The following is a 12,288-nucleotide window of genomic DNA, read 5'->3' as shown; positions in this document are numbered from 1 at the left end:
GTCGGCAACGCATAGGAGAAGATCATGCAAAGCGGCAACCCTGCACTCAACAAGAACACTTTCCTCGATGCGGCCAGCGGCGCGGTCGTTTCGCGCGGCGACGAGGCGATGACGATCAACGGCACGGTCAACAAGACCGGCCTGCTGCTGATCCTGGTGCTGATCGGCGCGATGTACAGCTGGAGCCAGTTCAGCGGTCCGGCCAGCATGCCGGCGATGTTGCCGCTGGTGATGGTCGGTGCGATCGGTGGTTTGATCCTCGGGCTGATCACCTCGTTCAAGAAGACCTGGGCGCCGATCACCGGGCCGCTGTATGCGCTGGCGGAGGGTGTGTTCATCGGCGCACTGTCGGCGATCTTCGAGATGCGCTATCCGGGCATCGTGATCCAGGCGGTGGGGCTGACCTTCGGCACCATGGCCGCATTGCTGCTGGCCTATCGCAGCGGACTGATCCGCGCGACCGAGAAATTCAAGCTCGGCATCGTCGCCGCTACTGGCGGCATCATGCTGCTGTACCTTGCCAATTTCGCGATGGGCTTCTTCGGCCACTCGATGGGTTTCATCAGCGGCCACAGCGGCATCGGCATCGCGTTCAGCGCGGTGGTAGTGGTGATCGCCGCACTGAATCTGATCCTCGACTTCGACTTCATCGAGTCCGGCGTCAATGCCGGTGCACCGAAATACATGGAGTGGTACGGCGCGTTCGCACTGGTGGTGACCCTGGTGTGGCTGTATCTGGAACTGCTGCGGCTGCTGTCGAAGCTGCAGTCGCGCAACTGATCGATATCACCACGGTAACCGCGAGTCCGCTGAACGTCGGCGCCGTGGCCTTCATGTCGACATCCGGCGGTCCAGCCGGGTCGCATTCAAGCAGGGAAGCAGAAACAGCATGAGTCGGATGCCGGGTCTCGATCTGTTGCGTGCCATCGCGATCGTGTGGGTGATGCTGTTCCATTCGTACATCGTCGGCGGCATCGGCGAGCGCTTTGCCCTGCTGGAAAGTTACGGCTGGATCGGCGTCGACCTGTTCTTCGTGCTGAGCGGATACCTGATCGGCTCGCAATTGCTGAAGCCGCTGAGCCGTGGCGAGCCGCTGGCGTTCGGCAATTTCTACCTGCGCCGCTCGCTTCGTGTGCTGCCGGCGTATCTGGTGGTGCTGGCGCTGTATTTCAGCGTGCCGGGTTTCCGCGAGGCGGACGGCATCCAGCCGCTGTGGCAGTTCCTCACCTATACGGTCAACCTGCTGATCGACTATCAGCACAACAAGGCGTTCTCGCACGTCTGGTCACTATGCGTGGAAGAGCATTTTTACCTGCTGTTTCCCTTGCTGGCCTGTTGGTTGATGCGCCGCCCGTCGCTGGCGAAATTCATTGGTATATGCGTGGCGACGGTGCTGGCGGGCATGGCGATCCGTGGTTATGTCTGGCTGCATGAGCTGGCACCGGCGCAAAACACCGCCGAGTTCGGGCAGCGCTTCATCGAGGGTATCTATTACCCGACCTATACGCGGCTCGACGGCCTGCTTGCCGGCGTGGTGCTGGCGGCGATCCAGGCCTTCCGTCCGGCGTGGTGGCGGCAGATGCAGGAACGGGCCAACCGCGTGCTGTTGCCGGCAGGTCTGCTGATCACGGCGCTGGCGATGTGGCTGTTCCGCGACCGGGTCGGTCTGCTGCCGAGCGTGATCGGCTACCCCCTGTTGTCGGCAGGTCTGGCCCTGCTGGTGGCTGCCGCCACCGGCGCCCAAGGCTGGCTGGGCCGCTTGCGGATACCTGGCGTGGAATGGCTGGCGCTGACTTCCTACAGCCTGTATCTCATCCACAAGGCGATGTTTCATCTGGTCGAAACCACGCTGCCACCACGGCTGCTGGAGCAGGGTGTGCTCACGTTCGCGATCTATGCGGTGGCGGCGCTGCTGGGTGGCGCCTTGTTGTACTACGGCGCCGAACGACCGTTCCTGCGACTGCGCGAACAGCTGCGCCACAGGAAGGCCGTTCCGGTCATGGCCGAGGAAATCGCTGCGTCGGCGCAGATTCCATAACGCCGATCGCGAAGAATCAGCGCGCCAGCAGGGCCTTCGCCCGCGCCACCACGTTGTCCACCGTGAAACCGTATTCGCGCAGCAACACGCTGGCTGGTGCGGAGGCGCCGAAGCGGTTGACGCCGAGCATGTCGCCCTTGGCGCCCACGTAGCGATCCCAGCCCTGCGAGACGCCCAGTTCCACCGCGAGTCGTGCGGATACATTCGGCGGCAACACCTGATCGCGGTAGCTCTGCGGCTGCGCGTCGAACAGTTCCCAGCTCGGCATCGACACGCAGCGCACCGCGATGCCCTCGGCCTGCAGCTGGTCGGCGGCGGCGAGGATCAGGGCGACTTCGGAACCACTGGCGAGCAGGATCAAGGATGGCTTGCCGTCCTTCGCGTCGCTCAGCACATAGGCGCCCTGTCGCACGCCGTCGGCGCTGGCATAGCGCGTGCGGTCGAGCGTGGGCAGATCCTGTCGGGTCAGCGCCAGCAGCACCGGGTGCTTCTCCGATTGCGCCGCCACCTTCCACGCCTCTGCGGTTTCATTCGCGTCGGCGGGGCGGATCACGGTGAGGTTGGGGATCGCGCGCAGGCTGGCCAACTGCTCCACCGGTTCATGCGTGGGGCCGTCCTCGCCCACCGCGATGCTGTCGTGGGTGAACACGTGCACCACGTGCACGCCCATCAGCGCGGCGAGGCGGATCGCCGGGCGCATGTAGTCGGAGAAGATCAGGAAGGTCGAGCCGTACGGCACGAAGCCGCCATGCACGGCCAGCCCGTTGCTGATCGCGCCCATCGCGTGCTCGCGTACGCCGAAATGCAGGTTGCGGCCGGCATAGCTCCAGCCGGCGCTGTCGGAACCCTGGGTGTCCTGTCCCGGCATGACAGCCGGATTGAAGTCGCCGAACCCTTTCAGATTGGTATGCGTCGAGGAGTCAAGGTCGGCGGAACCGCCAAACAGCGCGGGCAGTTTCGGCGCGAGCGCATTCATCACCTTGCCGCTGGCGACGCGGGTGGCAAGGCCCTTGGCATCGGCGGGGAACACCGGAATGTCCGCGTCCCAGCCAGCCGGCAATTCACCACGCAGGCGACCCTGCAATTCTTTCGCAAGATCGGGGAACGCCTTGGCATAGGCGTCCAGACGTCCATTCCACTCGGCCTCTGCCTTGGCGCCTTGATCCAGCGCTTCGCGGAAATGCGCCAGTGCGGGCTCCGGCTCCAGGAAGTCGGGTTCGAGCGGCCAACCGAGGTTCTGCTTGGTCTTCTTCGTATCCTCGACACCGAGCGGCGAACCGTGCGCCTTGAAACTGTCCTGCTCGGGCGAGCCGAAACCGATATGCGTGCGCACCAAAATCAGCGACGGCCGCGTAGTGTCGGCACGGGCGGCATCCAGCGCGGCGCTGATCGCATCCACGTCGTTGCCATCGGCCACGTGAATGATCTGCCAGCCATACGCCTCGAAGCGTTTGGCGCGATCCTCGGAAAACGTGATGTCGGTACCGGCGGCAAGCGTGACGTAGTTGTCGTCATACAGGCAGACCAGCTTGCCCAGTTTCAGATGCCCGGCGAGCGAGGCCGCTTCGCTGGCGAGGCCTTCCATCAGGTCGCCGTCGCTGACGATGGCCCAGGTGCGATGGTCGATCACGTCATGGCCGTCGCGGTTATAGCGCGCGGCCAGATGCGCCTCGCCGATCGCCATGCCAACCGCGTTCGCCAGGCCCTGGCCGAGCGGCCCGGTGGTCACTTCGACACCGGGCGTGTGGCCGTATTCGGGATGCCCCGGTGTCTTGCTGCCCCACTGGCGGAACTGCTTGAGGTCATCCAGCGACAGCGCGTAACCGGTCACGTGCAGCAGGCTGTACAGCAGCGCCGAGCCGTGGCCGGCCGATAGTACGAAGCGATCGCGGTCGGGCCAATGTGGATTGGCTGGGTGATGCTTCAGCTGCTTCGTCCACAGCGTGTACGCCATCGGCGCAGCGCCAAGCGGCAGCCCAGGGTGGCCGCTGTTGGCCTTCTGCACCATGTCCACCGACAGGAAGCGAAGCGTGTTGATGCATTGCTGGTCGAGTGCGCTGGACATGGTGGTTCTCCGGGAATGGTGGTGTTGTAGGAGCGCACCCTGTGCGCGAATGCTTTTGGTGTGATCTGGCAAAAAGCTCGCGCACAGGGTGCGCTCCTACGCGAGCGCGGCGTCGACGATCTTCTGTGCTTCGGCGAGCAGGCTCTGCAGGTGGTCCTGGCTCTTGAAGCTTTCCGCGTAGATCTTGTAGATCGCTTCGGTGCCGGACGGGCGCGCGGCGAACCAGCCGCTGGCGGCGACGACCTTGATGCCGCCGATCGCCGCGCCGTTGCCGGGCGCCTTGTCGAGTACCTGTTCGATCTTTTCGCCGGCGAGCTGGTCGCTCTTCAGCTGATCGGGTGAAAGTTTGGCCAGTTTCGCCTGTTGCACCGGCGTGGCAGCCGCGTCGACACGGTCAGCGAACGGGTTGCCGAGATCGCGGGTCAGCTGCGCGTACAGCTCGCCCGGATCCTTGCCCTCGCGCGCAGTGATCTCGGCCGACAGCAAGGCTGGCACCAGGCCGTCCTTGTCGGTCGTCCAAACCGAACCGTCGTGGCGCAGCAATGAGGCGCCGGCACTTTCTTCGCAGCCGAAGCCGAGCGAGCCGTCGAACAGGCCATCGGAAAACCACTTGAAGCCGACCGGGACTTCATACAGCTTGCGGCCGAGCCGCTTCGCCACACGATCAATCAGTGCCGTGCTGACCACCGTCTTGCCGATCGCGGCATTCGCGTTCCATTGCGGCCGATGCCTGAACAGGTATTCGATCAGCACGGACAGGTAGTGGTTCGGCACCATCAGGCCGCTGCTGCGGGTGACGATGCCGTGGCGGTCGTGGTCGGTATCGCAGGCGAACGCGACGTCGTATTGGTCCTTCAGCGCGATCAATCGCTGCATCGCGTATTTCGACGACGGATCCATGCGGATCTTGCCGTCCCAGTCCACCGTCATGAAGGCGAACTGCGGATCGACCACCGCACTGACCACGGTGAGGTCGAGCTTGTAGCGATCGGCAATCGGTGCCCAGTAGTGCACACCGGCACCACCCAGCGGATCAACGCCCATATGCACGCCGGCGCCGCGGATCACATCGAAGTCGATGATGTTGGCGAGATCAGCGACGTAGTGGTTGAGGTAGTCGTGTTCGTGCGTGCTGGCGGCTTTGCGCGCCTGCGCGAACGGCATGCGCTTCACGTCCTTCAGGCCACCTTCGAGCAGGGCATTCGCGCGGTTCTGCACCCAGCCGGTGATGTCGGTGTCGGCCGGACCGCCGTTGGTCGGGTTGTACTTGAAGCCGCCGCTGTCCGGCGGATTGTGCGACGGCGTGATCACGATGCCGTCGGCCAAGCCCGTCTTGCGCCCCTTGTTGTAGACCAGGATCGCGTGCGAGATCGCCGGCGTCGGGGTGAATTCGCCGCCGGTGGCGATCATTGTCTCGACACCGTTCGCGGCCAGCACTTCCAGCGCGTTCTCGAACGCAGGTTGCGATAGTGCATGCGTGTCGAAACCGATGAACAGCGGGCCGTCGATGCCCTTGCTCTTGCGGTATTCGCAGATCGCCTGGCTGATCGCCAGGATGTGCCACTCGTTGAAACTGCGATCGAACGAACTGCCGCGATGGCCGGAAGTACCGAACGCGACGCGCTGTGAGGGAACCGACGGATCCGGTTTCAGGTCGCTGTAGGCGGCTAGCAGCTTGGGAATGTCGACCAGGATCGATGCCGGTGCCGGCTTGCCGGCGAGTGGACTGATTTTCTGACTCATGCTTTTCCCGAAGTCGCACCATCGCGCAGCTGGCGATAGCGATGGATCAAGGCGTTGGTCGAACTGTCGTGGGCGAGTTTCGGTTCGTCCTTCGCGGTCAGCTCGGCGATGGTGGTCTTCGCCAGCTGCTTGCCCAGTTCCACACCCCACTGGTCGAACGAGTCGATGTCCCAGATCACGCCCTGCACGAACACGCTGTGCTCGTACAGCGCGATCAGCGTACCCAGTACATGCGGTGTCAGCTTCGCGGCGAGAATGGTGTTGCTGGGGCGATTGCCCTCGAACGTGCGATGCGGCACCAGCGCTTCCGGCGTACCTTCGGCGCGCACCTCTTCCGCGGTCTTGCCGAACGCCAGTGCTTCGCCCTGCGCGATCAGGTTCGCCATCAGCAAATCATGTTGATCGCCGCCACCTTGCGCGGGCAGCGGGTTCAAGGTCTGGCCGAAGCCGATGAAATCGCACGGCACGATGCGCGTGCCCTGATGGATCAGCTGGTAGAACGAGTGCTGACCGTTGGTGCCCGGCTCGCCCCAGTAGATCGGGCCGGTGTTGTAGTCCACCACCTTGCCGTCGAGCGTCACGTGCTTGCCGTTGCTCTCCATCGTCAGCTGCTGCAGGTAGGCGGGGAAGCGCTTCAGGTATTGCTCGTACGGCAGCACCGCCACGGTGGCGGCATCGAGGAAGTTGTTGTTCCAGATCGCCAGCAGGCCCATCAGCACCGGCAGGTTGGATTCCAGCGGCGTATGGCGGAAGTGCTCATCCATCGCATGGAAGCCGGCCAGCATCTCGCGGAAGCCGTCCGCACCAATCGCCAGCATGGTCGACAGGCCGATCGACGAATCCATCGAGTAACGCCCACCGACCCAGTCCCAGAAGCCGAACATGTTGGCGGTGTCGATGCCGAATTTCGCCACACCCTCGGCATTGGTGGAGACGGCGACGAAGTGCTTCGCGATCGCGCTTTCGTCACCGAGCGCCTTGATGCACCAGGCGCGCGCGGCGTGCGCATTGGTCAGCGTCTCCAGCGTGGTGAAGGTCTTCGAGCAGACGATGAACAACGTCTCGGCCGCCTCCAGGTCGCGCACGGCCTCGGCGAAATCGGTGCCGTCCACGTTCGAGACGAAACGGAACGTCATGTCGCGCCGGCTGTAATCGCGCAAGGCCTCATACGCCATCACCGGACCCAGGTCGGAGCCGCCGATGCCGATGCTGATCACGTTGCGGATGCGCTTGCCGGTATGGCCCAGCCATGCACCGCTGCGCACCCGTTCGGAAAACGCGGCCATGCGGTCCAGCACTTCATGCACGTCCGGCTCCACGTCGTGGCCGTCGACCAGGATCTTTTCGGTGGCCGGTGCGCGCAGCGCCACGTGCAGTACCGCGCGACCCTCGGTGCTGTTGATCTTGTCGCCGCGGAACATCGCCTCGATCCGCTGCGGCAGTTCGCAGGCCTCGGCCAGTTCGCGCAGCAGGCGCAGCGTGTCGGTGTCGACGCGCTGTTTGGAATAATCCAGGTACAGGCCGACATCCTCGACGGTCAGCTGCTTGCCGCGTTGAGCATCGGCGGCGAACAGCTCGCGCAGATGCTTCGGGCCGATCGTGGCGAAGTGCTGCTTGAGCGCCTGCCATTGCGGGAGTGTCGTGAGAGGGGGATGGTTCATCGCAGGGCGGGTCCTTTCGATTTGTCGGCCAGCGCGCTGGCCTTGTCGGCGATCCGCTGCAGCAGCTGCTTCCAGGATTTGACGAAGGCGGCAGCGCCGTCGACCTGCAGCTTGAGTGCCAGGGCATCGATGTCCACGCCAGCCTTGCCGATCTGCGCCAGCACGCTGTCGGCATCACCACCGTCGCTGGCCATCACGCCGTGCAGTTGGCCGTGGTCGGCGAACGCGAGCAGGGTCTTTTCCGGCATCGTGTCGATGGTGTCGGGGGCGGCCAGGGCGCTGATGTACAGCGTGTCCGGCAGGGACGGATCCTTGGTACCGGTGCTGGCCAGCAGCAGGCGCTGCGGCTGTGCCCCGGCAGCTTCGAGTTTCTGCCAGCGGGGTGAGGCGAGCAGTTCGCGATAGGCGCGATAGGTCTGCTGGCCCACCGCGATGCCGAGCTTGTTGTGCAGCTCGGCCGGCAGCTGCGGGTTGCTGGCCACGTCCCAGCGGCTGATGAACAGCGAGGCGACCGAACCCACGCGCGAACCGAGCCCGGCGGCAATGCGCCGCTCGATGCCGCGCATATACGCCTCGGCGACGGCCACGTACTGCGCGCAGGAAAACAGCAGGGTCACGTTGATCGGGATACCGAGGAAGATCGCTTCCTCGATCGCCGGGATGCCTTCCGGCGTGCCGGGAATCTTCACGAACAGGTTGTCGCGCTGCGCCTGGCTGTGGATCTGCTTGGCCGCGGCGATCGAGCCGGCGGTGTCGGCCGCCAGCAGCGGCGAGACTTCCATCGAGACCCAGCCATCGACGCCGTCGGTGGCGTCGAAGATCGGCCGGAACAGATCGGCCGCGCGGCGCAGGTCCTCCAGTGCCAGCTCGGTGAACAGCTCTTCACCGGACAGTCCCGCCAGCGTCTTGGCATGCACGCCGGCGTCGTAGGTATCGCCGTCGCCGATCGCGGCATCGAAGATGCTCGGGTTCGAGGTCAGCCCGGTGACCGAGAGATCCGCGATGTAGCGCGCCAGCGTGCCGTCGTCGAGCAGGGTGCGGGTGATGTTGTCCAGCCACAGGCTCTGGCCGAGTTCATGCAGTTGACGGGTCGCTTTCATGCTTGCTCCATGGCTCCAGTTCGATATGGGTTGTTCAATTCGGGTTGCTTCAATTGGCCGGCAGGTCGATCGTCGGTGTACTCGGCAGGAAGTCCTCAAGCTTACGCCCGCGCAGATCGCCGATGCACGCAATCGTGAGGTCTGCTGCGGACTGCAGTTCGGTCGGTGCCGCTGCGGCGTAGTGACCTTGGCGCACGAACACCGTGGTCAACCGATGGCCGAGGCGTTGCTTCATGTCAGCGAGGATCTGCGGCTTGTCGTCGACCATCACGTAATGCGCAGCCGGATAGCGCTGCTGCATCGCCACCAGCATCTGCTGCTTGTGCAGGTAGATCAGCACGTTGCCGTCCAGCGCAGACCACAGACCGGCATGCTGGATCTTGCGCGGCTGGAACACCACGTCGCCATCGGACAGGATCGCGGTCGGACCCAGCGTGCACAGGTGTGCCACGGTGTCCAGCGCGTGCGGATACAGGTGGTCGGCAAACGGATATTCCAGCAGCCACGCCGACATCTGCAGCAGCGCCGGATCGTTGTCCAGCCCGGCGCGGAAGCGCTGCAGCGCGCCGAGGTAGTCGGCATAACCGAGTTCGTCGCGCAGCTGCGCATAGATCGCCCAGTAGCGGTCACGCTCGGTGGCGCCGAACGCCTGCTCGAGTTTTTCGCCGAGGTCAGCGGCAAAGCGGTCGTTGTCGAGCAGGGTGTTGTCGACGTCGAGCAGAAACACCACGGAAGCGACACCGCTGGCGTTGTCGCTCAGCATGGCTCGCTCGCTTCAGGCGCGGGGTTGTGCCAGCCCTCGGTGCCGCTGATGATCTTCGCCGCCTCGGCCGGCCCCCAGCTGCCTGGCTCATACACGCTCACGGCCTGCTCATGGTTCAGCACCTGATCGACCACCGCCCACGCCGCCTCGACGCACTCGTCGCTGGTGAACAGCGAGTTGTCGCCGCGGATCGCATCGCCGAGCAGGCGCTCGTACGGTGATTTCTCCACCGCGGCATGATGGCGTGCCACCAGTTCCACCGGTTCGCCCTGCATCGCCTCGCCAGGCTTCTTCACCCGCATGCCTTCGGCAATGATCACCTCGGGGCTGAGCTTGAAGCGAAAGTAGTTCGATTGCGGTGGCGTGATCTCGTCGAACACCGACAGTGGCGGTGTCTTCATGTCGACGATCACCTCGGTACTGGTGATCGGCAGGCTCTTGCCGGCACGGATGTAGAACGGCACGCCGGCCCAGCGCCACGTGTCGATGTGCAGGCATAGCGCGACGAAGGTCTCCACATTGGAATCCGGTGCCACGCCGTCGACCTTGCGATAACCGTTGAACTGGCCGCGCACCACTTCCTTCGGATCGAGCGGGCGCATCGCGCGGAACAGCCGAAGCTTCTCCGCATTCAGCGAGGCGGGATCGCTGCCGATCGGCGCATCCATCGCCAACAGCGAGGTCACCTGCAGCAGGTGGTTCTGCAGCACGTCGCGGATCGCGCCGACGCTTTCGTAGAAACTGCCGCGGCCATCGATGCCGAACTGCTCGGCCATGGTGATCTGCACGCTGTCGACATAGCGGTTGTTCCACACCGGCTCGAGCACGCTGTTGGCAAAGCGGAAATACAGCAGGTTCTGCACCGGTTCCTTGCCCAGGTAATGGTCGATGCGGAAGATCGACGGCTCCGGGAACACCTCATGCAGCGTGCGGTTGAGTTCCTGCGCCGAGGCCAGGTCGCGGCCGAACGGCTTCTCCACCACGATGCGCGCGTCATCGGCACAGCCGGACTGCCTCAGGTTCCTTGCCACCACGCCGAACAGGCTCGGCGGTATCGCCAGGTAATGCAGCGGCCGGGTGGCGCTGCCCAGCGCTTTCTTCAGCAGCTGGAACGTGGCCGGATCGTTGTAGTCGCCATCGACGTACTGCAGCCGCGCCGACAGCTTCGCGAACGTGGCCTCGTCGACGCTGCCGCCGTGGCCTTTAGCCGCCTGCACCAGGCTGTCGTGGGCGCGCTGGCGCAGCTGCTCCACCGTCCAGCCGGAATGTGCGACGCAGATGATCGGCAGGTCCAGCCCGTCGCGCTGCATCATCGCCTGCAATGCGGGAAAGATCTGCTTGTAGGCCAGGTCGCCGGTGGCGCCGAAAAAGACCAGTGCATCCGAGCGTGGTGTCGGCATAGCGGTCGTACTCTCCATGGGGCTGTGGCACGCCGTCAATGCGACAGCGCGGGGTTCATGCCGTCCATCCAGCGTGGCACGGTTCCATCAGCATGCCGTACGGCGGCCTTGCCTTCCAGACTGCATGGGTCCTCCAGACTGCACCGGGCGAGGTTAATTCGATGCATAAGCCACGCGCGCCAGGCTTGACGCAAGGCTCGCAGGAACCTGCGTCAGCGGGAGCGGGCCGGGTCTGCGCAGCGGAATGGTCAGGTCGCAGCCAGTGCGCTGACCATGACGTAGTACCCGTCAGGGTCACGCAGTGCGAACTCCATCGTCCCGGTGTTCGGATTCATCTGCGGCTCCTCCTCAAGACGGCTCACAAGTGCGCGAGCCCGGGAGAGTGCCTCGGAGAAGTCATCCACGCGGAAAAACAGCAGCAACCCATTGCCAGGCTGGGCGTGATCCGGACTGGTCAGCGTCGGATGCTCGTGGGATCCCCACTGGTGGAGACAAAGCAGGACGGTTCCATCCGGGTCGACAAGCTGACCGAAATAATCATGAGCGGGCAAGGTGGCCGGTTGTCCGAACAGCGACTGATACCACTTGAAGCTGCGTGCGACATCAGCAACACCGATGATGGTCCATGTACGTTTCATCGCGCTCTCACTCGCCTGCGGTCAAATGCTGGATCCAGGTGGCGACGCAGTCGTTCGCCTTGAACGAATAGTCACCCATCTTGCTCATGGCCGGGCCATTGCCGGAAAACCACGCACACGCTCGTTTCATCCAGTACTGCAAATTCCCTTGCTCCCCATGGTTTCAGGGAGACGGTCCGCGCATTGGGATGAAGCAGATGGGGAACCCGCGTCGAGATGTCCCGAAAAATCTCGTCGATATGGTCGGTTTCGATCGCAAGCTCCGGGCGATCCTTGGCCGCAAATTCCGGGCTCTGGACAAGGTAGGCCTTCGTGCCATCGCGCGCCACCACTGCCAGCTCATCGTCCCGATAAAGAATCTCGAAGCCTTTCAGTTCGTGCAACGCCTGATGTCTGAGTCAAGCCGAGTCGCGAAGCGGCTGATTGTCGGGGCCCGGCTCCAGGCGACGTCGAATACCAGTGTATGCGGTCACCACCAGCATCTTGAGTGCCGTTGAGTCAATCTCATTGCCCGGCTTGAGCTTCACGTGACACATGAACTTGCCAGTGCCTTCTAGCAAGCACTGTGGATCTTCCATTTCGGGACCAAGGAAGAAGCCGACATTGACGTGGTTGGTAAATGCGTTCACGTAGCCGAACGCCACATCACCGATGCACGCGGTTGGATGTCCATCGTGCAACAGTTCCTGGACATCGTCACCGCAGTTGCGCATCACGCCAAACCATTGCTGCGCAATGGTGCCAAGTGGTCCCCGGTGTTCATGCATCCAGGCATCGACCGCTGGGTCGCGTTTGACCGCACTTGGAAATCGCATCAATCGGCTCATGGCTATCTCCCAAGGGCCTAACGCTGGAATTAAGCGGCGCCGAAGGCGGCCGC

The 12,288-nt window shown here is 63.8% G+C and carries 11 protein-coding genes; 2 read left to right on the top strand and 9 right to left on the bottom strand.

What is annotated here, in order from left to right:
* The first annotated feature begins 24 nt into the window (after positions 1-24).
* Positions 25-780, top strand: a complete 756-nt coding sequence (locus tag B0E50_RS04280; protein WP_077439954.1) for a Bax inhibitor-1/YccA family protein — start codon at positions 25-27, stop codon at positions 778-780.
* 109 nt (positions 781-889) lie between these two features.
* Positions 890-2,038 (top strand): acyltransferase, encoded by a 1,149-nt coding sequence (locus tag B0E50_RS04275; RefSeq protein ID WP_077439953.1) that lies wholly within the window; start codon positions 890-892, stop codon positions 2,036-2,038.
* A 16-nt stretch (positions 2,039-2,054) separates the two neighbouring features.
* Here B0E50_RS04275 and tkt read toward each other — a convergent pair whose 3' ends face one another.
* The 9 genes from tkt to B0E50_RS04230 all read right to left on the bottom strand — a co-directional run bounded on the left by tkt (position 2,055) and on the right by B0E50_RS04230 (position 12,235).
* On the bottom strand, positions 2,055-4,103 hold the full coding sequence (gene tkt, locus B0E50_RS04270; RefSeq protein WP_077439952.1) for a transketolase: 2,049 nt from the start codon (positions 4,101-4,103) through the stop codon (positions 2,055-2,057).
* Between the two features lie 96 nt (positions 4,104-4,199).
* Positions 4,200-5,846, bottom strand: coding sequence for a phosphoglucomutase (alpha-D-glucose-1,6-bisphosphate-dependent) (gene pgm / locus B0E50_RS04265; protein WP_077439951.1), 1,647 nt, complete (start codon positions 5,844-5,846; stop codon positions 4,200-4,202).
* Positions 5,843-7,507 carry a glucose-6-phosphate isomerase gene (gene pgi / locus B0E50_RS04260; protein ID WP_077439950.1) on the bottom strand — a complete coding sequence of 555 codons (1,665 nt, stop codon included), beginning with the start codon at positions 7,505-7,507 and terminating at the stop codon, positions 5,843-5,845. The genes pgm and pgi overlap by 4 nt, the downstream gene beginning before the upstream one ends.
* Positions 7,504-8,607: a transaldolase gene (gene tal, locus B0E50_RS04255; protein WP_077439949.1), complete on the bottom strand. Its 1,104-nt coding sequence runs from the start codon at positions 8,605-8,607 to the stop codon at positions 7,504-7,506. The genes pgi and tal overlap by 4 nt, the downstream gene beginning before the upstream one ends.
* 49 nt (positions 8,608-8,656) lie before the next feature.
* Entirely contained in the window at positions 8,657-9,370 is a 714-nt protein-coding gene (locus B0E50_RS04250) for an HAD family hydrolase (protein ID WP_077439948.1), read from the bottom strand.
* A complete protein-coding gene (gene zwf / locus B0E50_RS04245; RefSeq protein ID WP_077439947.1) occupies positions 9,364-10,770 on the bottom strand; it encodes a glucose-6-phosphate dehydrogenase in 1,407 nt (468 codons plus the stop codon). Before zwf ends, B0E50_RS04250 begins: the two co-directional genes overlap by 7 nt.
* 248 nt (positions 10,771-11,018) lie before the next feature.
* On the bottom strand, positions 11,019-11,408 hold the full coding sequence (locus tag B0E50_RS04240) for a VOC family protein (protein WP_077439946.1): 390 nt from the start codon (positions 11,406-11,408) through the stop codon (positions 11,019-11,021).
* Between the two features lie 71 nt (positions 11,409-11,479).
* Complete coding sequence (locus B0E50_RS04235) at positions 11,480-11,791, bottom strand: hypothetical protein (protein WP_077439945.1); 312 nt, start codon at positions 11,789-11,791, stop codon at positions 11,480-11,482.
* A 15-nt stretch (positions 11,792-11,806) separates the two neighbouring features.
* Entirely contained in the window at positions 11,807-12,235 is a 429-nt protein-coding gene (locus B0E50_RS04230) for a DUF1801 domain-containing protein (protein WP_077439944.1), read from the bottom strand.
* Positions 12,236-12,288: the final 53 nt, after the last annotated feature.

The organism is Rhodanobacter sp. C01 (assembly GCF_002001045.1).
Classification (GTDB): Bacteria; Pseudomonadota; Gammaproteobacteria; order Xanthomonadales; family Rhodanobacteraceae; genus Rhodanobacter.
The sequence above is the reverse complement of the archived record's forward strand: the minus strand, read 5'-3'. Positions and strand labels throughout refer to the sequence as shown.